The sequence below is a fragment of the Oryzophilus luti genome, assembly GCF_059726245.1.
Map to the genome: position 1 here is coordinate 3,037,970 of NZ_AP040874.1, position 20,072 is coordinate 3,058,041.

At 62.1% G+C, this 20,072-nt stretch carries 18 protein-coding genes; 15 read left to right on the forward strand and 3 right to left on the reverse strand.

What is annotated here, in order from left to right; all coding sequences use genetic code 11:
* Both AC6IZO_RS12855 and AC6IZO_RS12860 read right to left on the reverse strand, forming a co-directional pair.
* Window positions 1–1,650 carry an ArnT family glycosyltransferase gene (locus AC6IZO_RS12855; protein ID WP_497805230.1) on the reverse strand — a complete coding sequence of 550 codons (1,650 nt, stop codon included), beginning with the start codon at window positions 1,648–1,650 and terminating at the stop codon, window positions 1–3.
* 2 nt (window positions 1,651–1,652) lie between these two features.
* Complete coding sequence (locus AC6IZO_RS12860) at window positions 1,653–3,005, reverse strand: hypothetical protein (protein ID WP_497805232.1); 1,353 nt, start codon at window positions 3,003–3,005, stop codon at window positions 1,653–1,655.
* A 601-nt stretch (window positions 3,006–3,606) separates the two neighbouring features.
* Here AC6IZO_RS12860 and AC6IZO_RS12865 point away from each other — a divergent pair.
* The 13 genes from AC6IZO_RS12865 (at window position 3,607) to AC6IZO_RS12925 (ending at window position 16,234) form a co-directional block, all read left to right on the forward strand.
* On the forward strand, window positions 3,607–3,798 hold the full coding sequence (locus AC6IZO_RS12865) for a Flp family type IVb pilin (RefSeq protein WP_497805234.1): 192 nt from the start codon (window positions 3,607–3,609) through the stop codon (window positions 3,796–3,798).
* 64 nt (window positions 3,799–3,862) lie between these two features.
* Complete coding sequence (locus tag AC6IZO_RS12870; RefSeq protein ID WP_497805236.1) at window positions 3,863–4,393, forward strand: A24 family peptidase; 531 nt, start codon at window positions 3,863–3,865, stop codon at window positions 4,391–4,393.
* 94 nt (window positions 4,394–4,487) lie between these two features.
* Window positions 4,488–5,279 carry a Flp pilus assembly protein CpaB gene (gene cpaB / locus AC6IZO_RS12875; protein WP_497809962.1) on the forward strand — a complete coding sequence of 264 codons (792 nt, stop codon included), beginning with the start codon at window positions 4,488–4,490 and terminating at the stop codon, window positions 5,277–5,279.
* A 13-nt stretch (window positions 5,280–5,292) separates the two neighbouring features.
* Window positions 5,293–6,729 (forward strand): type II and III secretion system protein family protein, encoded by a 1,437-nt coding sequence (locus tag AC6IZO_RS12880; RefSeq protein ID WP_497805238.1) that lies wholly within the window; start codon window positions 5,293–5,295, stop codon window positions 6,727–6,729.
* 2 nt (window positions 6,730–6,731) lie between these two features.
* Complete coding sequence (locus AC6IZO_RS12885) at window positions 6,732–7,970, forward strand: CpaE/TadZ family protein (protein ID WP_497805240.1); 1,239 nt, start codon at window positions 6,732–6,734, stop codon at window positions 7,968–7,970.
* Window positions 7,971–8,012: 42 nt separating this feature from the next.
* Window positions 8,013–9,344, forward strand: coding sequence for a TadA family conjugal transfer-associated ATPase (locus AC6IZO_RS12890; protein WP_497805242.1), 1,332 nt, complete (start codon window positions 8,013–8,015; stop codon window positions 9,342–9,344).
* 2 nt (window positions 9,345–9,346) lie between these two features.
* Window positions 9,347–10,309 (forward strand): type II secretion system F family protein, encoded by a 963-nt coding sequence (locus AC6IZO_RS12895; RefSeq protein WP_497805244.1) that lies wholly within the window; start codon window positions 9,347–9,349, stop codon window positions 10,307–10,309.
* 17 nt (window positions 10,310–10,326) lie between these two features.
* On the forward strand, window positions 10,327–11,232 hold the full coding sequence (locus tag AC6IZO_RS12900) for a type II secretion system F family protein (RefSeq protein WP_497805246.1): 906 nt from the start codon (window positions 10,327–10,329) through the stop codon (window positions 11,230–11,232).
* A gap of 169 nt (window positions 11,233–11,401) precedes the next feature.
* Window positions 11,402–11,740: a DUF192 domain-containing protein gene (locus AC6IZO_RS12905; RefSeq protein WP_497805248.1), complete on the forward strand. Its 339-nt coding sequence runs from the start codon at window positions 11,402–11,404 to the stop codon at window positions 11,738–11,740.
* A gap of 42 nt (window positions 11,741–11,782) precedes the next feature.
* Window positions 11,783–12,307 (forward strand): hypothetical protein, encoded by a 525-nt coding sequence (locus AC6IZO_RS12910; protein ID WP_497805250.1) that lies wholly within the window; start codon window positions 11,783–11,785, stop codon window positions 12,305–12,307.
* 2 nt (window positions 12,308–12,309) lie between these two features.
* Window positions 12,310–12,750, forward strand: coding sequence for a TadE/TadG family type IV pilus assembly protein (locus tag AC6IZO_RS12915; RefSeq protein WP_497805252.1), 441 nt, complete (start codon window positions 12,310–12,312; stop codon window positions 12,748–12,750).
* A gap of 5 nt (window positions 12,751–12,755) precedes the next feature.
* Window positions 12,756–14,633 carry a pilus assembly protein TadG-related protein gene (locus AC6IZO_RS12920; RefSeq protein WP_497805254.1) on the forward strand — a complete coding sequence of 626 codons (1,878 nt, stop codon included), beginning with the start codon at window positions 12,756–12,758 and terminating at the stop codon, window positions 14,631–14,633.
* A complete protein-coding gene (locus AC6IZO_RS12925; RefSeq protein ID WP_497805256.1) occupies window positions 14,630–16,234 on the forward strand; it encodes an energy transducer TonB in 1,605 nt (534 codons plus the stop codon). The genes AC6IZO_RS12920 and AC6IZO_RS12925 overlap by 4 nt, the downstream gene beginning before the upstream one ends.
* Window positions 16,235–16,295: 61 nt before the next feature.
* Here the strand turns inward: AC6IZO_RS12925 and AC6IZO_RS12930 are convergent, their stop codons facing one another.
* Window positions 16,296–16,814: a hypothetical protein gene (locus tag AC6IZO_RS12930; protein ID WP_497805258.1), complete on the reverse strand. Its 519-nt coding sequence runs from the start codon at window positions 16,812–16,814 to the stop codon at window positions 16,296–16,298.
* Window positions 16,815–16,879: 65 nt separating this feature from the next.
* Here AC6IZO_RS12930 and lepA point away from each other — a divergent pair, with 65 nt between their 5' ends.
* Window positions 16,880–18,694 carry a translation elongation factor 4 gene (lepA, locus tag AC6IZO_RS12935; RefSeq protein ID WP_497805260.1) on the forward strand — a complete coding sequence of 605 codons (1,815 nt, stop codon included), beginning with the start codon at window positions 16,880–16,882 and terminating at the stop codon, window positions 18,692–18,694.
* 21 nt (window positions 18,695–18,715) lie between these two features.
* Entirely contained in the window at window positions 18,716–19,699 is a 984-nt protein-coding gene (locus tag AC6IZO_RS12940) for an NAD-dependent epimerase/dehydratase family protein (RefSeq protein ID WP_497805262.1), read from the forward strand.
* The last annotated feature ends 373 nt before the right edge of the window (window positions 19,700–20,072 follow it).

The window sequence follows — 20,072 nt, forward strand, 5'->3', positions numbered from 1 at the left end:
TCAGTGCGTGGCCGCTCCCTCCACCGGGCACGTCAGGTCTTTCCGCACCAGAAAGACAAACGGCCTCTTGGCCAGGTGCAGCCGCTGGCACGGTTGATAGTTGGTGAGGATATAGTCCGCCATCGGATCGCGGGCGAGAGCTTCTGCAGGAGTCGCTGGCCAGACCTCGGGCGTCCAGGACTGAACCCCAATCTCCATCAGCACACTCTCAGCCCGGCTGGCCTGCAGCTCCCGCTGCGCTTCGTCGAACTGGCCGGGCGTGTGCATGCCGTACTGGAGATATTCATAGCGCGTCGGGCTTATCGTGCGGGTAAGGAACGAATAGGTGGGCAAGTAAGGGTAAATGAGCAGTTCCTGCCCGGGTCTCGTATGCCGCATCAGATACGGCAGTATGTCCTCATCCTTTGAGATCTCGATCCGGCCGGCACGGGTTTCCACCGCATGCACACTGAGCCTGCCCGGATAGCCCAGGTGAGGCATGCAGGCGAGCATTGCCACGCTCGTATAAAGAGCGATCAGCGGTGCCAGTCGCGGTAGCCATGACGTTCGAACCAGCCGCGCGTCCACCAGCAGCGGCGTGGCAAATAGGAATGCCGGAGCCAGAAAAAGCATGTGGAAGAATTCCGCGCGCCCGGTGAAGTTCAGCGCCAGCACCAACCCCGTCAGTACTGCTGCGGAAAAGCCAAGAAACGTCTGTTCCGGAGCGGCGGCCTGTGAGTTGTTCTGCCTGCGGGCCACGGTCAACGCAGCAAAACCCACAATCACCACGGGCAGCAGTACGAGCAGGAACTGCGCACTCGCCGCCAGCACCAGGTAGACACGCTCAAATGCCGATCCGTGAAGGAAGAGCGGCTTGAGTGCCTCCAGAAAGAGCATGTGTCCGTACGGCACATGATTGGCCTTGGAGTAATTGTGGAACGGCCAGAGGAGCCCGCCATACATGTCGCCCAGACCGCCCTTGGCGCCAAAGTACGCCACCACGATGGCAGGCGGCGCCATCACCCCCAGCGCTCCGGCGAGCAGGTGCCGCACGTTGACGCGCAGCGCGCCAAGTTTCCAGAGGAGAGCGAGCGCCAGGGCAAACCCAAGCAGCAGCCCCGCCCCTTTCGACTGTTCGATGACGAGCGTGAGACCGGCACAGACTCCGGTGCCCAGCATCCAGGGCAGACGCCCGGATTGCAGATACCAGACGGCGCAATAGATGGAAAGTACCACTGCCGCGCTGCTGTCCCACCCATGCAGAACCATGCCATAGAACCACGGGCAGGTGAGACCCACCATCACCGCCACAAACACGGATGCCAGCCGGCCCGAAACGCGCCGGGCCAACAGGTAGTTCAGAGCGGCGAACAGCCCGGCATAGACCAGCAACATGCTGCGCGCTGCTGCCAATGTGATTCCGAAATAATGAAAGATTGCGGCGTAGAGGTAGTACGACCCCGGCGTGTAGAAGGAAAAGAAGTCACGATACGGCAGCTGGCCTTGCAGCACCCGCACGGCGCCCTGCAGCAGAATGCCTTCATCAATTTGCAGACTTGCGAAGTGCAGGAATGGCGATGTCCACCAGGCCGCAAGCGCCGCCAGCATGAGGGCCAGCAGCAGGTCTTTCCAGCAGCGTTCTGGCTGGTTCCACTGCTCCGGCCCGGTCACGGCTACTTCTCTCCCGCTCGCGGCAGCAACTGGCACGCCCCCTGCGCGGACTCCACTCGAGTAAAGACCACGGCCAGCTTGTCGCGATAGGCCTCATGCCAGCAGGGGCTGTGACTCAGCAGATAGGCCGGACGCCCGCTCGCCGCCAGCAACGCGCCTTTGATCTGGTACTTGTCCAGAAGCTCAAACGGCTGCTCCACCACCGAAATATGGATGTAGTCCGCGAACGTTCCGTTGTAGACGAACAGGTCGGCGCGCCCGTCGATGAAGGTCTTGATCTCCGGCGCGGCCCAGATCATGTAGCCGCCCCACAGGTACTCGTTGAAGACGCGGTCGTGGATACCCTGGCTCTTCATGGCCGCCAGCGCTGCGTCCGGATACGAGGTGCTCAACTCTGCCTTTAACTTTGCCTCGCTGGGGAAGCGTGCCACCAGCACCAGCAGCACCACGGCGATGATGATGCCGTTCAGGATTGGCTTTTCCTTGTCTTCATCGTAGGGAGGGAACAACTCAACCCGCGAGGCAAGGATGGGCACGAAGACAATGGCCATAAAGAACTGCATGCGGGCATACGTCAGGCCAGAGTACAGGGCGAAGGCCCCCAGCAGAACCTCATAGAGCTTCCAGCGTTTCTTTGAAATCAGCGCCGTCGCCAGAATGAGCAGCAGGAACACCAGCACCATCTTGCCCCGGCCATCGTGGAAATTGACGGAGCTCCACTCCTCGATGTTCTCCATATTGATCTGCTGCTTGAACATCAGGTCGAAGGGATAGAACACAAGGCGGTATCCAAATGGATTGACGAACAACCCCGCCACCGCCAGCGCTGCGGCTGTGAACGCCTGCTTCCATTGCCGCCAGCTCAGACGGTGCGACTCGATCAGCCCCCGGTCCACCTCAAGCGCACCCCCCGCCAGGAACCCACCGAACACCACCAGGCCGAACACCCACGAGCCATGCAGATTCACCCAGAGGGCAAACAGCGGTCCCAGCAGCCACAGCCAGACCTTCTCGCCGGCCATGAAGCGCTCCAGCAGGATGAACTCCACCAGCAGGCAGAGCCAGCCGAAGAGGAGCATGCGCGGCCCATAGGACACGCTCGCCAGCATGATGCCGAGGATCAGAAGGATGGAGGAGGTCTTCGGATTGGCGTGGGCGCGGAGGCACAGGTAATAGAGCAGGAAGCTGATTGCCAGGCACAGAAGGGTGTACAGCACCATGAGGCCGCGCAGCCCCATCAGCCGGAAGGCGAGGTAATAGGCCACCTCCGAGAGCCACTCATGGTCGATCCAGGGAGCGCCCGCCGCCGTGAAGGAATACTGGTCCACCCGGGCAATGCCCTGTTTGCTGAACAATTGTTCAGCATTCTTCAGGTGCCACCAGATGTCAGGCTCCGCCAGCCGGCTCCGGCAGACATACGCAATAAAAAAGCCGACCAGCGCCAGGATGGCAGCCGGGAAGGAAAGCAAAACCGGACACCGCCGCCCCGGGGCCTCTCGGACAGCTTCGTCTGCACGCTGGTCTTCCAACTTCCGCCCTCCTTTTCGAGGGCCACATTCTGCCACAGAGAGACCCAGCATATAAGTGGCTTTTGCGGGAATCATTTTCAGGACTGCCACGGCACGAATTCAGGAAAGATTTCGCGGTAATAAGGCCGGTTTTCTGGAGTCCGCCTGAGGGAAAACGGAGCGATGTGCACATCCGGTGTGTTGGATGTGCATTTTCTTGCACACATGAGGAAAGCGGGCACTGTCCTGTTGGACATCATGGCATTCCTATTCAGCCATTTACAGAGATTGGCCACTCGGGCCGACCTTGGCAAGCGACCTGCACTTATACGAGACAGCCTTGTAACGAGTCTGGGTTGAATCTCGGGGGCTTGACTCTCGCGATCGTAACAAGGGAACAAGGCAAGTTTGCAGGATCCGTCACCTGCACAAAAAAAGGAGCACGTCCATGAAGCTTGTCCAGTTTGTCCAGAATTTCCATCGTGAAGAGTCCGGCCAGGATCTCGTTGAATACGCCCTGGTGCTGGCTGCGATCGCTTTTGCCGTGGTTGCCGGTTCCGGCAGCCTTGCCAGTGTTCTGACCAACGCTCTGAGCGCGATCAACACCAAGATCCAGAGCGCGATCACCGCTGTTTCCTAGTTCACCCGCGCCGGAGGCCGCCGACGCGGTCTCCGGTGCTTAACCGTTGTCTGTGGATCTGAGTATGCACGCTTCGCAAGTCACGCTCGCTCTCGCTCTGGCCCTGGCCGTCATGGCCGCGGTAGTGGACGTACGCGAGCGCCGCATTCCGAATCGCCTGACCTATTTCGCCATGCTTGCCGGGCTGCTGGTCAACGGCATCTTCGGCGGGGTTCGGGGCGCGTTGCAGTCACTGGAAGGCGGACTTCTGCTGGGCGGCATTTTTATGGTGTTCTACGTGGTTCGGGCCATGGGCGCGGGCGACGTGAAGCTCGCCGCAGCGCTGGGGTGCGTCGTGGGCGTATCCAGCGCGATGCCCGTACTGGTCTGCACCGCCATCTGCGGCGGCGTGCTGGCGGTGATTTACGTAATCCGCCGCGGCCAGCTGCTGCAGACGTTTCGCAACACCGCCGTGGTGGCCGTACATCACGCCCGTCACGGATTGGAATCTCATCCCACGATCAATCTGGAGAACTCCCAAACGGTTCGAATGCCGTATGCGCTCGCATTCGCCGCAGGAACTCTTGTCTGGGCCGCATTGTCGCGTCTCGCCTGATGCTGGACCGGGCCACAGGCCCGCCGATCGATTGGCAGAGACCGGGTTTGTGAGGTGACTTACGGACACTCGAAGATTAGGTATCGCGCTCGTTATTGCATTGGTCGTCTCACTGGCCATCACCTCGGTGTTCTACGTGAAGATGACCCGCCAGCAGGCTGCGGCCAAGCCGAAGACGGTGAAGGTCATGGCGGCCACCGCCGAACTCCAGCCCGCCACGCCGATCACGGCGGAGCAGGTGAAGGAAATCGACTGGCCCGCAAGCATCTCGCCCGACGGCATGGTGCAGAAGAAAGAAGACGTGGTTGGCCGCGTCCTGCTCTATCCGATCTCTGCCGGACAGCCGCTGGCGAAAAACGCCATCGCCTCGCCCTCCACGTTTGGCCTGGCCGCCAACATTCCGGACGGAATGCGCGCCGTGGCCGTGCGCACCAACGAAGTCAGCAATCTTGCCGGACTGCTGGTGCCCGGTGCCCGCGTGGACGTGCTGGTGACGCTGCGCGGTGACAACAACACCATGAGCACCCGCACCGTTCTGCAGAACATCCGCGTGCTTTCCACCGGCGCCAAGCTGGTGGCCGACCCGCAGGCCAAGCCGGAGAACGTGGCGATCGCCACCCTTCTGGTTTCGCCGGATGAGGCTGAGAAGCTGGCGCTGGCGCAGCAGCAGGGCAACATCCAGCTGGTGCTCCGCAACGGCGGAGACTCCCAGCAGCTGGCCAGCACGCCGGTGGATCTGGCTTCGCTGGGCGCCGCCAAGGCCGCACCCGCTGCGGAAAAACCGGTCCGGAAGATTATTGCCAAGTTAAAGTCGCCCGCGTATTCGGTGGAAACCATTGCGGGCAATAAATCCACGGTGTCGAAGTTTGAGACCACTGCCCAGTAGCCGAAGGAATGCCATGCCTCGCCTGATGCGCAACACTCGACGCTGTTTCGCTATTGCCCTGCTTGCCACTGGGCTTTGTGCCGCCTCGCTGGCGCAGACCTCCGCAGACACCGCGGCTCCGGCCACCGCTCCGCAGACGTTTCCGCAGAGCGCCAACGCCAGCCAGGTAGTGCACCTGCTGGCCGGCCATTCGCTGGTCATCCGCACCGAGGCGCGACTGAAGCGCGTCCTCATTGGCAACCCCAACGTGCTGACCTCGGCCACCACGGCGCCCAATGAACTGGTGGTGACGGCCAACACGCCCGGCACCAGCAGCCTCATCATGTGGACCGAAGATGGTCAGGCCCGCCTGGTGGAGGTTTACGCCGATGTGGACGTGGCGATGCTGCGCGATGCCGTCAGCCGCGCCTTCCCCAAGGAAGCCATCCAGGTGGAAGCCGAGGAAGGCAAAGTCGTGCTGAGCGGCAACGTCTCTTCCCTCAGCGTGGTGGAACAGATGAGCAAGATCGCCGCGCCCTTCGCCAAGGACGTGGTGAATTCTCTGCAGGTGATGGCGGCTCCGCGCCAGAAGCAGGTTCTGCTCAAGGTGCGCTTTGCCGAAGTCGACCGCACCAAGCTCGATCAGTTCGGCATCAACCTGCTGAGCACCGGCGCGGCCAACACCATTGGCTCCATCGGCACGCAGCAGTTCGGCGGAGTGGCCCTGGGCAACAGCGGCAAGCTCGGCGGAGCCAGCACCGGCAGCACCACCACCTCCTCGTCGGTCTTCACCCTCTCCGACCTGCTCAACGTCTTCGTCTATCGCTCGGACATCAATCTCGGACTCTCCATCCGCGACCTGCAGCAGAAGAATGTGCTGCAGATTCTGGCAGAGCCCAACCTGCTGGCCATTGACGGCGAACCGGCCCGCTTCCTCGCGGGCGGTGAGTTCCCCTACCCCGTGGTGCAGGGTGGAACGGCCGGAACGAGCAGCTCGGTGACCATTCAGTTCCGCCCCTATGGCGTGAAGCTGGAATTCACGGCCAACGTCCACAACGACGGCACCATCCGCCTGAAAGTGGCGCCGGAAGTGAGCGCGCTCGATTACACCAATTCCGTGACGATCAGCGGCTTTGTGCTGCCGGCACTTTCTACGCGCCGCGCCGAAACCGTGGTCGAACTGAAGGACGGCCAGAGCTTCGGCATTGCCGGATTGCTCGACAACCGCACCACCGCAACCTTTGAGAAGATGCCCGGCATTGGAGACATTCCGATCCTGGGCCAGTTTTTCCGTTCACGTTCCACGCAGAAGACCATGACCGAGCTGGTGGTACTGGTTACGCCATCGATTGTGGACCCGGCGGCCGCCCCAGGCACCCCGGCAACTGCGGATCCCAAGACGGCGCTGCCACCGATGGAAGCGCCATCGTTTGACAAGACTCTGCCCGGCAACGGCGAGGGAAAGAAGTAGCCATGAGCACACCCAGCACAACCACTGCCTCTGCCGCCGCCGGACGCATTTCCCTGATGGGTGTGTGTCTGGACCCGGCTTCCTACAAAGCGCTGGCTCACATCGTGATGAGCGTTCCGGGCGGCGCAGTCGCCGGCAACGCCGAGCGTTATGTTGGCGCCGAGCGTGAAGTTGCCTACGCACTGGAGCACGCGCAAAGCCGCATCTGCCTCATCGACATGGACCAGAATCCGGACGAGGCCAGCTGGCTGGTGCAGCGCCTGCTTGTCGACTGCTCCGACATGTACATCTTCGCGGTGTCGTCGTCTTCGGCCCCGGACCGGATCATCAGCGCCATGCGCAGCGGATGCACGGAATACCTGATCAAGCCGTTGCAGTCGGAGCGCGTGATGGAAGCCCTTGCCCACGTGGAGGCGAAGCAGAAGGAAAGAATTCGCTCGCGCGTCCGCGGCAAGATCATCACCGTGATCGGCGCCAAGGGCGGCACCGGCACCACGTCGCTGGCAATGCACCTGGCGCTGAGCCTGTCCAAGCTCGGCGACGGACGCACCCTGCTGGTGGATCAGCATCCCGCGCTCGGCGACGTCTCGCTCTACCTGGGAACGCCGCGTCACCAGTACAGCTTCTATGAGTTGGCGGGCAACACGGACCGCCTGGATGAAGAGCTGTTGCAGGGCTTTGTCTCGCACTATGAAGGTTCGCAGCTCGACGTGCTGGATTCCCCTGAGGCGCTCGACGCCACCCGCTTTGCCTCACCGGCGGCGGTGGAGCAGACGCTTCGCTTCCTCGCCGACATCTACCCGTTCGTCGTGCTGGATTGCCCTCCGGGGCTGACCGATGTGACGCTGGCCAGCATTGCGCAGTCCGACCAGGTTGCCGTGGTCATCACCGCAGAGCTTCCGGCAGTGCGCAACGCCGCACGCTACCTGGAGCATCTGTTGAAGCTCGGCTACAGCAGCCAGACCGTTTCGATCGTGCTCAACCGCCACTCGAAGAAGGGACCGCTGCAGGACGACAAGATTGAGCAGGCACTGCATCAGTCCATCTGGCTGAAGGTGCCCAACAGCTACAACGAGGTCATCCGCGCCATCAACTCCGGCATGCCGGTTGAGGCAGGCAGGCGCTCCGAGTTTGCACAGTCGATCGAGGAGTGGGCGCGCGAGCTACTGTCTCAATCCTCCAGCCGCAGTTCCGCGCAGGAGCCGCAGCAGGGTGGATTCTTCCGCCGCATGATTCGTTAAGCGTCCCCACGGAAAGTGGGACATTCCGCAGGAGGCAGTCGTATGGCGTTCGGATTTGGCAACGGGTCAGCAGTCATGGCGGGCAAGGGCAATCCTCAGGTCTTCGAGTCATATCAGGACCTGAAGACCAGTCTGCACCGCGACCTGCTCAACAAGGTCGACTTGGAAAAGTTGACCTCGTTGCAGGACGTGCGTGCCCGCACCCAGGTCCAGGGCGTCATCTTCGAACTGATCTCCGCCCTCAGCGTGCCGCTCAGCGCCTCGGAGAAAGACCGCCTCTGCCGCGAAGTGCTGCATGAGGTCTTTGGCCTTGGCCCGCTGGAGCCGCTGCTGCAGGACCCGAACATCAGCGACATCCTGGTGAACACCCACCGCCAGGTCTACATTGAGCGCAACGGACGCCTGGAGCTGACCGACGTCACCTTCAAGGACTCCGCGCACCTGCGCCACATCATCGACAAGATCGTCTCCGCGATGGGGCGGCGCATCGATGAAGGTTCGCCGATGTGCGATGCCCGCCTGGAAGACGGCTCGCGCGTCAACGTCATCATTCCGCCGCTGGCGGTCGATGGCCCCATCCTCTCCATCCGCCGCTTTGGCCGCACGCCGATTGGCGTGGAGCAGCTGCTCGCCAACCGCACCCTGACGCAGCCCATGCTGGAATTGCTGAAGGGAGCCGTGGCGGCGCGGTTGAACATCGTGGTCTCCGGCGGCACCGGCGCGGGCAAAACCACGCTGCTGAATGCGCTCTCCAGCTTCATTCCCGCAACCGAGCGCATCGTCACCATTGAAGACTCGGCCGAGTTGCAGTTGCAGCAGCCGCACGTGGTTCGCCTGGAATGCCGTCCGCCGAACGTAGAAGGCAAGGGCGCGGTGCGCCAGCGCGAGCTGGTCATCAACTCCCTGCGTATGCGTCCAGACCGCATTGTGGTGGGCGAAGTCCGCGGCGGTGAAGCGCTGGACATGCTGCAGGCGATGAATACCGGTCACGACGGCTCGCTGACCACGGTTCACGCCAACAATCCGCGCGACGCCATTGCCCGCATGGAGACCATGTCGCTCATGTCGGAGGTCAACCTGCCGGATCGCGCCATCCGCCAGCAGGTGGCTTCGGCCATCAGCATCATTGTGCAGATTGCGCGACTCAGCGACGGCACGCGCCGCGTCACACACATTTCGGAAGTCTCCGGCGTCTCCGATGAGATGGTCGGATTGCAGGATATCTTCGTGCTGGAGCGTCTCGGGATCGGCCCGAATGGCCGCGTTCTCGGCCGCTTCCGCGCAACCGGAATCCGCCCGGGCTTCATGGACCGGCTGCGCGCCTCCGGCATCCAGCTTCCATCGAACTTGTTTGAGCACGTCGTCGAGGTCTAACCGTGTCCTACGTAAGCGTCTTCTTAATCGTGCTGGTCACCGTGTTCGCGGCGGTCGCGTTCTTCACGGAGCCCTCCAAGGAGGACAAGCGCATTCATGCGCGCCTGGTTGCGCTCGACCACAAGCTGAACTACGCGGGCGAAGACGATTACGGCATTCTCAAGCAGGAAGTTGCGTTCAGCCGCATTCCTTCGCTGGACCGGTTCCTGCGCCATAACCGCTTCGCGCTTCACCTGCAACTGCTGATTCAGCAGGCCGACGTTGATTGGACCGTGGGCCGCGTTGCGTTCGCCACGTTCATCTCCATCGCCATCGGCGCCATGCTCGGCAACTGGTGGATTGCACCGAATCTCGTCGGCTGGATCCCCGGCCTGGCCTTTGGCGCAATTCCTTATCTGGTTCTGGTACAGAAGCGCAATCTCCGCTTCCGCAAGTTTGCCAATGCGCTGCCGGAGGCCATCGACCTGATGGCTCGCAGCCTGCGCGCGGGACAGGCGCTGAGCACCTGCCTCGAACTGGTAGCCAAGGAGATTCCCGCTCCGCTCGGAAGCGAGTTCCGCCGCGCGGCCGATGAGCAGAGCTTCGGCCTCCCCTTCCGCGAGGCCATGCTGAACCTTTGCCGTCGCATGCCGCTGCCGGATTTGCAGTTCCTGGTCACTGCCATCCTGGTGCAGAAGGAGACCGGCGGCAACCTGGCGCAACTGCTCGACAAGACTTCGCAGGTCATCCGCGACCGCGGACGCGTGGAGGGTCAGGTGCGCATCCGCACCGCCCAAGGCCGCGCCACCGGATGGGTTCTCTGCATGCTGCCGGTCGCCATGTTCTTCATCATGAACGCGGTCAACCCGGGCTACGGCAAGATCCTTTTTGAAGATCCCACCGGACAGCGCTGGGTGCTCGGTGCCGTGATTTCCATGTTCTTCGGCGTACTTGTGATTCGCAAGATCGTAACGGTCAAGGTTTAGGACAGAGGACGAGGGCAATGCTGCTACTGCTCATTTCCGTGATGGTTTCGGTATTTCTCCTGATGGCGCTGCTCTTCGTGTGGTGGGGCGGCAAGGAGACGGTCGACGAACGCCTGGCCGACGTCGCCGCCCATGTCCCCGTCGAGAGCAACCTGCTGCATGACGCGCCGACCGGAGTGGGCAACATTGCCTCCATCTTCACCAGCCTGGTGAAGCCGATCCGCGATCTCATCACGTCGAACGACAGCGAGCTGTCATACCGGCTTTCGCTGGCAGGCTTCCGCAAGCCGGAGCATGTGGAGGTCTTCGCTTCGGCAAAGATGCTCGCGCCCGTCGTGTTCGTTCTGGCGGCCAGCTTCGCGGGCTCCAACATCGTCGCCCTCGCCCTGGTGGGCGGCGCGGTCGGTTTCTTCGGTCCGGACCTGGTGGTGACGCAGCTTATCAACCGCCGCCGTGACGCCATCCGCCGCGCCCTGCCGGACGCCATCGACCTGCTGGTCATCTGCATGGAGGCCGGCCTCGGCATCGACCAGTCGCTGGTGCGCGTGGGTGAGGAGGTGAGGCTCACCTCGCCGGAGTTGTCCGACGAGCTGCTTATCGTCAGCCGCGAGCAGCGCGCGGGCAAGACCCGCCTCGACGCCTGGCGCGGCATGGCCGAACGGCTCGATATCGATTTTGTCTGGCAATTCGTGACCATGCTGGTGCAGACTGAGCGGTTCGGAACGCCGATCGCCAATGCCCTCGGTCAGTTCTCCGATGGCCTGCGCCTGCGCCGCACACAGATGGCGGAAGAAGTTGCCGCCAAGGCCGGCATCAAGCTGTTGTTCCCCCTGGTGCTGTTCATTTTCCCGAGCATTTTCGTGGTGCTGCTGCTGCCCGCGATTTTGAACATTTCACGCAATCTGGACAACTTTTTGAAGTAACTCTCGGAACGAGGTGGAAAACATGTCTGCTGAAACCCTTCGCATTATCGCCGGTGTCATGTTCGTCATCGTGGTAGCCATCATCGTCACGCGCCGCAAGCGCATGGCGTCGCGCGGCCGCAGGGTGTCGTAACGATTCATGCGCTGGCAGAAGAAAACGGTTCGGGCCTTGAACCAGACGCGCGGCACGGTGCTGGGAGACAAGGTTCGCGTGGCTGATAACGGACTGACGCGCATCTTTGGCTTGTTGGGAGAGCGCGGCCTCCAGTCCGGTGACGGCCTGCTGATTACGCCTTCGCAAGGCGTCCACACGCTGGGGATGATGTTCCCCATCGATGTGGTGGTGCTGGACGGGGATTGGAAGGTGCTGGCCCTGCGGCCCGCCATGCCGCCCTTCCGCGTCACGCCCGTCTACTGGGGAGCCTATGCGGTGCTGGAGCTTCCCAGCGGCGCGCTAGCGGCCAGCGGAACGCAGATCGGCGATTGTTTTGATTTCGTGCGCGCCTGAGGGGAGCCTGTCTTCTCCGGGTGCGTGGCAAGGATCACTCCTATGAAGGTATGGCGCAGGACCAAGTCGCGCGAAAGTGGACAGAACCTGCTGGAGATGGCACTGCTGCTGCCGTTGCTGCTTGGCATTGCGTTCAACGCCTTCAACTACGGCTACTTCTGGTTTGCCATCGTCAACCTGTCCTCGGCCCCGCGGCTGGGTGCCGAGTATGCCTCTCAGGGGGGCGCAGGCATGGCCCAGGTTCCAACGGCGCCGTCGAATTCGGACGTCATCGCGCTGGTGGTTGAGAACCTGGCGCATTCGCTGGATACCAATGCCAGCACCAAGGCCTACGTGCAGTCGTGCAGCACGCCCATCGGCGGAGGCACCGCTACTTGCAGCGTCAACCGGACAGGGTACAGCTTCCCGGTCATGCCTGCGGACCCGGAGAATTCCCGGTTTGTGCTGCGGCGCGTGGCCGTGGCCTATACCGTCAAGCCCCTGGTTCCCGGCGCGCTGTTCCGGGTGGTGTTGCCTTCAAACCTGACGTTTTACCGGCGCGTGACCATGCGCTCTCTCTACTTCTGACGATGAAACTGGCAACTCCAATCCGGCGGCGCGGTGAGCGTGGACAGGCAACCATTGAGAGCACCATCACGCTCGTGGTGCTGGTGACGCTCGTCTTCTGGATCTTCGAAATCTGCATGCTGATGTACACCTACACGGTCATGGCCGACGCTGCCAACGAGGGCGTCCGCTACGCCATCGTGCACAACGTCAACAGCCAGACCACGCTGACCACCAACACAACCGCCGTGGTGAGAAACTTTGCCAAGGCTTCACTGCACAACACCAACGCGCTGACCGTTACGATCACCTACCCGGACTCCGGCTCCAGCGCTCCGCTGGCTTCGCAGCGAGTGGTCGTGCAGGTTGCCTACAGCTACATCCCGTACATCAACCTTGTGATGAAGTCGCCGCCGACCATGAACGCCTATGCCGAAGGCCGCATCGTCAACGCGGCGCCCTAGAGACCATGAAGCTGCCCTGTCAATTCGTGAATGGTTCGTCCCGTGAGCGCGGTCAGAGCATGATCGTCATCGTGGTGCTGATGGCTGCGTTCCTGTTGGCCGCTGTTGGCATCGCCACCGATTACACCCAGATCTGGGCGCATCGCCAGATGGCGCAGGCCGCCGCCGACGCTTCCTGCCAGGCTGGCGCGGCCGACCTGTTCGCCAAGTACAAGAACTATTCCGGCCTCACGTTCTCCTGGATCGGCACGGCCTACGACTGTTCCAGCAACACCTCGTCCTCCCCCTGTGTTTATGCCTCGCTGAACGGGTACAGCGGCAAGAGCGTCAGCGTCAGCTTCCCTTCCACCGTGAGCGGGTACGACCTGAGCGCCTACTCCATCCCGAACCCGTACATCAAGGTCGTGGTCTCCGACGCGGTGCCCACCATCCTCACCCGTCTGGCCACCAAGTCGTCCAGCTACACGGTTACGGCCTCGGCCACCTGCGGCATGGCTGCCGTAAATTTCCCGGTTCCTCTCGTGGTGTTGAACCCGAGCATCAGCAGTTCGCTCTCCACCAAGGGCACGCCGACTGTTCAAATCCTCGGCGGTCCGCAGCGCTCCATCCAGGTCGACTCCAGTAACACCAGCGCCGTGGTTGTTTCCGGCAACGCTTTGATTAACCTCACGCAAGCTGGCACCAGCAGCACCGGAGGCGACTTCGGGGTGGTTGGCAATGAGAGCCAGCCGGGCGGTGTCTCACTCGGCTCCGGAACCTGGTACAAGCAGGGAGCTCCGTTCGGTGACCCCTGGGCCGAAATCGCCGAACCCTCCAAACCCTCGACGCTGGGAAGCGCCCGCCCCGTGGCCTTCACCATCAACGGCTGCCCGGACCCTTCCGGCTGCGTGGAATTCAGCGCGGGCGATTACACCTCCTGCACAAGCAACAAGGTTGCCGCCGGGGGCAATGCCTGCCTGATGAGCAACAGTTTCAAATCGCCGTATGGCACCGATTGGACGGCTTCCACGGCGTATGCCGCCGGGGCACTCCTTGTTCCTACCTCCAACAACAGCAACAACTACATGTTCCAGGCGCTGAATGCAGGAACTTCCAACGCCACGACTCCCCCAAAGTGGAGCACCTCCAGCGTTGCGGGGACGGTGAGCGATAACGGAATTTCCTGGAAGAACATGGGGCCGGTAGGCACCTCCTCTTCCACGTTCCTCTTTGATCCGGGGCTCTACTATCTGGGCGCGGATTTCACTCCCGGCTCCAACACCACAACCCGCATGAGCACCGCCACCGGCGATGGCACGCAGGGAGCAACGTTCTTCTTCACCACGTCAAGCACGGTCAACTTCGGCAGCAACACCGGCAAGACCAGCGCGTGCACCACCTCTGCGATCACTCCTTCGGGAACCACCTGGGGAGCCTCCGGCTGCCTCGTGTCCTATCGCACGGACGGAGCGACGACCTCCGGCAATAGCTGGTCGTTGCCAAGTACCGGACTGCAATGCCCGGGCGGCACCGCTGTGCCTTCAGCCGTGCCTACTGCAATTGATGGAAACATCCTGTACGGCCCGTGCAGTAGCACCTACGGATCCAGCACTGGCAAGGATCACGGATTCCTGTTCTTCCAGTCACGGAAGGTGGTTGCCTCGCCGTCCCTTGGCGGCGGCGGCAGCTTCATCTTCTCGGGCTTCATGTACTTCACCAGTTCGGGGGTCAGCGCCTCCCCCAATGCAGACGCCTTGTCCTTCCAGGGCGGATCGGGAGGCAGCAGCTTCGCACTGGGCAGCATCGTGGCGGATCAAATCCAGTTCGGCGGCAACTCCACGCTGAAGATGGTGCTGAACCCGACCTCGGCCTACCCCATCCTGCGGCCGCAGCTATTACGGTGATCTTCCAGACCCATTGCCGTGTGGTGTACCACAACGCGGAGAACTGGCCCCCGTACGTGCTGCCCGGTCAGGATGATGTGACGTTGAGCTTCGAGCGGGTGCCGCCGTTGGTGCCGGTCACCGGCCTCTGCTGCTCCGCGTTGATGCACGTCGTGGTCTTCGGCGCCATCGTCTGGTTCTGGTACTTTCTGCCTCCGGCGCCGAGAGTGGAGCTTCGTCTGCCGCAGACTTCGCTCGCCCTTGAGCTGAAGCAGCCGGAGCGCGAGCACGCGGCGCTGGAGTTGCCCACCATCCTGCCCAAAGCCAACGGTGGCTCGGAAAGCGCCGGAAGCGGCAAATTGCAGGCACCTGCTCCAGCGAAGCGCGCGGTCGCCAAAGCCCCCGAGCCAGCACTCAAGCCCAATGCCGTCTATTCCGGCCCGCAGCGCATTGTCACCGTGCTGCCGGACGCGACGAACTCTGTGCAGACGATTCGCCGCCCGGACCTTGTGCAGCCACCCAAGCTGAAGTTTCCGCTTCGGCTTCCGAGCATGGCCGTGCTGGCCGCCGCGGTGCTTCCGGCCTTCGCGCCCGCCGAGCCCAAGTCGCCCATCAACGTCCTGCCCGACGATCCGAACCGCCGCAGCACTCCGTCGCTGCCCATGCCGTCACCGCACGCCAGCGCGGCAATGCCGAAGGTTGCCGAAACGCCACGCGCGCAGCCCCGGCTGGAGACTGAGGCGAAGCCGAGCACGGTCTCTGCATTGGTATTGAACGCCGTCAGCGTGCCTTTCTCGGACACCACGGTGCTGCCCGAAGCAGAACTCTCCGGCAGCTTCGCCGTTGAGCCTCCCGGCGAAAAGAGCGCAAGCGGCGGAGCCGGAGCGGCTCACGGTGCCGCCTCGCCTTCTCACGGAAGCGGTAAGAACACAGCAAAGGCTGGCTCGGGCAGCACTGGCAATGGCACAGGCACCGGAAGTGGAAAGAACGCTCATGCAGGAAGCGGCGCGAGCGGCTCCGGCAATGGGAAAGGACATTCCTCTGGCGATGGCTCAGGGACAGGCTCCGGCGCGGCAGGCGGAAGCAGTTCAGGCTCTGGCGGTGGCACGTCCATGCCCGGCATCATGATCCTCGGCGGCACCTCGGGGCGCGGCTCAACGGCCCATGCGTCCTCCACGCGCAGCGGAGCACAGCATTACGACCTGACCATCATCTCCTCCGGCGCAAGCGGAGGAGCCATTCAGGATCTCGGCGTCTTCCGCCGCGAGGAAACTGTCTACACGGTCCACATCAGCATGGCGGACGCAGGTGGCGGGCCCGACTGGCCCATGCAGTACGCCGTGGTTGGCAACGTTGGCGGCAATGGCCTGCTGACACCACCGTATCCGCAGAGCAAGCCCATGCCGCCTACGTCGCCGAATGCCGGTGGCTACCAGAAGGTGTTTTTGTCGTGCGTTATTGACGAAGCGGGCGTACCGCAAAATTTGCGCGTGGCGCAGCCGAATCAGGCTCTTGGCCCGCTGGCCGTGGAGACACTGCGGGGATGGCGTTTCCAGCCGGCACAAATCGACGGCCGCCCGGTCGCCGTAAAGGTGTTGATTGGACTCTCCCTGCGGCGCTGAGAATGCGCCACATGAGACGACCCAACGCCGGAAAGTTCTCGGATTACCGATTCAGAGGGCGTCAGTTTGCAACCGATGTGGGTTGCCGCCGCGTGTTCCTGCCCGTCACAAACGGGCGGAGGTAGAACGGGATATGGAAGCGCTCCAGGCAGTCATGGCAGCGGAGAGGCAGCAGCAGCGGAAATAACCAGGCAAAGTCCTCTGTGCGCCGACGAGACTTGTGCACGTTGTGGCTGTCGCACCGGGGACACTTCTTCGACACAATCCGCATCAGGTACATATCCGACCCTTCCCAGGAAACTGCTGGCACGCCAATGGAACAAGCTTTCTTCGGAGATTCGAGGATAAGGTCCTGCGCCTCGAATCCATGCCGTGAAAGTTGTTCCCTCTCTTTCACACTAGCATCGCCGCCACCGCGCTCCGGCTTGTTCCGGCTGAAAGCATGGTTACTTCGGATATGGTCCTTCTGCAAACAGAACACTTTCGCGGCACGGCCCTTCATTCCAGGTGAGTCACCAGAAAACTGCTTGCAGCCGGGTCTGCCGATCACCTGCTTCCCCGCGCCGGAAGCGGCCAGCAATGCTAAAATTGCTTCAGTAGTCCGCCCTGCGCCAGCAACGGCCCGGCGGCCCTGTGTGCCCACTCATGGACCGTTCACTGATCCGAAATTTCGCCATCATCGCCCATATCGACCATGGGAAAACGACGCTCTCCGACCGCATGTTGGAGCTGACCGGAGCCTTGAGCGCCCGTGAGATGCAGGGTCAGGAGCAGGTGCTTGACGCCATGGAGCTGGAGCGCGAGCGCGGCATCACCATCAAGGCCCACGCCGTGCGCATGATGTACACCGCGCATGACGGCGTCACCTATCAGCTCAACCTCATCGACACGCCCGGCCACGTCGACTTCAGCTACGAAGTCTCGCGGTCGCTGGCCTCGTGCGAAGGCGCGCTGTTGGTGGTGGATGCCACCCAGGGCGTCGAGGCCCAGACGCTGGCCAACAGCTACATCGCCATCAATCACGGCCTGGAAATTCTGCCGGTCATCAACAAGATTGACCTGCCTTCGAGCGACATTGAGCGCACCAAGGAGATGGTGGAGAACGCCGTCGGCCTCGATGCCTCAAACGCGCTGCCAATTTCGGCCAAGACCGGCGTCGGCGTGCCGGAGTTGCTCGAAGCCATCGTGCAGCGCATTCCGCCGCCCAAGGGCAACCCGGACGCGCCGCTGCAGGCACTGATCTTCGATAGCTGGTTCGACCCCTATCGCGGCGTTGGCGTGCTCGCCCGCATTGTCAACGGACGCATGGCGGTCGGCCAGAAGATCCGTCTGATGTCCAACGGCAAGGCCTTCCAGGTGGAGACCATGGGCGTGCTTACGCCCAAGCCGGTGGCCATTGACGAGCTTACGGCCGGTGAAGTCGGCTTCTTCTTCGCCACCATGAAGAACGTGGGCGACACCAAGATTGGCGACACCATCACCGACGATGCCCGTCCGGCGCTGGAGGCAATGCCCGGCTTTGAGGACATCAAGCCGATGGTCTTCGCCGGGCTTTACACGGTCGACAGCCACGAGCACGGCCTGCTGCGCGATGCGCTTGAAAAACTGCGCCTCAATGACTCGTCGTTCTTCTTCGAGCCGGAGAGTTCGGTGGCGCTCGGCTTCGGCTTCCGCTGCGGCTTCCTCGGCCTGCTCCACATGGAGATCATTCAGGAGCGGCTGGAGCGCGAGTTCAACGTCGATCTCATCGTTACCGCGCCCAGCGTGCGCTACAAGATTGAGCTGACCGACGGCCAGCACCTCGAAGTGGACAATCCTTCGAAGTGGCCGGACCCAACGCTGATTGAGAAAATTGAAGAGCCGGTCATCACCGCCACCATCCTTACGGCGGAAGAGTACGTCGGCGCCATTCTGAAGCTGGTGGAAGAAAAGCGCGGACGCCAGAAGAACTTTGAATACGTGGGCACCAACCGCGTCATGCTTACCTATGAGCTGCCGCTGAATGAGATTGTGCTCGACTTCTACGACCGCCTGAAGACTGTTTCGCGTGGCTACGCCTCGCTCGACTACCATCTCTCCGGATGGTGGGAGTCTCCGATGGTGAAGCTCGATATTCTTGTGGCCGGCGATCCCGTCGACGCGCTCTCCATCATCGTGCACAAAGACCTTGCCTATGATCGCGGACGCTCGCTGGTCAGCAAGATGCGCGAACTGATTCCGCGCCAGCAGTTCGAGGTGCCCATTCAGGCCGCCGTCGGAGCCAAGATCATTGCCCGCGAAACCGTCGCGGCCCTGCGCAAGAACGTGCTCGCCAAGTGCTATGGCGGCGACATCAGCCGTAAGCGCAAGCTGCTGGAAAAGCAGAAGGAAGGCAAGCGCCGCATGAAGCAGGTGGGCCGTGTGCAGATTCCGCAAGAGGCCTTCCTCGCGGTCCTGAAGGTCAACGAAGAGAACAGCTAGCAAGCAGTGGGGCCTGGCAGCATGCGCGTACTCATCATCGGCGGAACTCGCAACCTTGGACCGGGCATTGCCGGGCGCATGCTGGAGCTTGGGCATACAGTCTCGGTGCTCAATCGCGGCATCACCCCGGGCGAACTGCCTGCCTCCGTGGAGCGCTTGCACGCCGACCGCAGCGATCCGCAACAGCTCCGCGACGCGCTCGCCATGCGCGACTTCGACCTGGTCGTGGATACCACGCTCTACAACGGCCCCGACGCTCAAACCACCGTTGCCGCGCTGCGCGGGCGCGTGGGCCGCTATATCTTCATCAGCACCGGGCAGGTCTACCTCGTGCGCGAGGGCCTTGAGCGACCGTTCCTCGAAGAGGACTACGCGGGACCGGTGATGGCGCAGCCCGGCGAAGCTCATGACCTGAAGGACTGGCTCTACGGCGTGGCGAAACGCGCTGCCGAAGACGCCCTCAACGCGGCACATGCCGAGTTCGGCTTTCCGGTGGTCACACTGCGGCTGCCGATGGTCAACAGTGAACGCGACCACTTCTCGCGCATCCACAACTACGTTGCGCGGCTGCTCGACGGCGGCCCCATTGTCATTCCAGATATTCCTCATCCGCTGTTGCGCCACATCTATGGCAGCGACGTGATTGAGGCCATCGCAATCGCCGCCACCCATCCGGACATCGTCGGACGCGGCTACAACATTTCGCAGGATGAGAGCCTGACGCTCGAAGACTTCCTCGGTCAGTTGGCGGAGGCTCTTGGCACCCGCGCCGCCGTGCGGCGGGTCTCCGCGCAGAAGCTGCAGGCAGCCGGACTGCTGCCTGCCTGCTCACCCTTCAGCGATCCCTGGATGAGCGCGCTCGACAACCAGCGCAGCAGGCGCGAGCTTGCGATGAACTACACGCCGCTTGCGGAGTATCTCCCACGTCTGGCAAGGCACTTTCGTGCGCTCCCCGCGCCGGATGGCTACGCGCAACGCCCCCGGGAATTGGCACTCGGCGTCTAGAATTCAGTGTCTTGTTCACGGAACGGCCCCTGTCGACAAACGTCAGCAATGTTGCATTTGTGTTACGGGTTACGTTAGTAAGCTGCTGATTTTTCTGAACTTGGATTCAGCGCTGGCCAACGCTCATACGCATTCACAGTTTAGAAATTTGTGCAAAACTCAATTTTTCGAACGGCAGGATTCGTCTCTCTATTTCCGTCAAATGAATTTTGAGCAGCTCCACAAGTGCCTGACTAACAATCTGTTACAACAACAGTCGCATCAGTTTGAGGGCAGGCTGCCAACTTCTGACATTTTTCTGGATTGCCCCGTCCATTGTTCTCCACAGAAATTTCCACAGGATGGCAGAAAATTTCATCGGCAAATTGTTTCA

Excerpts from the sequence above, each read along its gene's own strand:
- AC6IZO_RS12865 (WP_497805234.1), top strand. The coding sequence starts at position 3,607 with ATGAAGCTTGTCCAGTTTGTCCAGAATTTCCATCGTGAAGAGTCCGGC.
- AC6IZO_RS12870 (WP_497805236.1), top strand. The coding sequence starts at position 3,863 with ATGCACGCTTCGCAAGTCACGCTCGCTCTCGCTCTGGCCCTGGCCGTC.
- AC6IZO_RS12880 (WP_497805238.1), top strand. The coding sequence starts at position 5,293 with ATGCCTCGCCTGATGCGCAACACTCGACGCTGTTTCGCTATTGCCCTG.
- AC6IZO_RS12885 (WP_497805240.1), top strand. The coding sequence starts at position 6,732 with ATGAGCACACCCAGCACAACCACTGCCTCTGCCGCCGCCGGACGCATT.
- AC6IZO_RS12890 (WP_497805242.1), top strand. The coding sequence starts at position 8,013 with ATGGCGTTCGGATTTGGCAACGGGTCAGCAGTCATGGCGGGCAAGGGC.
- AC6IZO_RS12900 (WP_497805246.1), top strand. The coding sequence starts at position 10,327 with ATGCTGCTACTGCTCATTTCCGTGATGGTTTCGGTATTTCTCCTGATG.
- AC6IZO_RS12910 (WP_497805250.1), top strand. The coding sequence starts at position 11,783 with ATGAAGGTATGGCGCAGGACCAAGTCGCGCGAAAGTGGACAGAACCTG.
- AC6IZO_RS12915 (WP_497805252.1), top strand. The coding sequence starts at position 12,310 with ATGAAACTGGCAACTCCAATCCGGCGGCGCGGTGAGCGTGGACAGGCA.
- AC6IZO_RS12920 (WP_497805254.1), top strand. The coding sequence starts at position 12,756 with ATGAAGCTGCCCTGTCAATTCGTGAATGGTTCGTCCCGTGAGCGCGGT.
- lepA (WP_497805260.1), top strand. The coding sequence starts at position 16,880 with ATGGACCGTTCACTGATCCGAAATTTCGCCATCATCGCCCATATCGAC.
- AC6IZO_RS12940 (WP_497805262.1), top strand. The coding sequence starts at position 18,716 with ATGCGCGTACTCATCATCGGCGGAACTCGCAACCTTGGACCGGGCATT.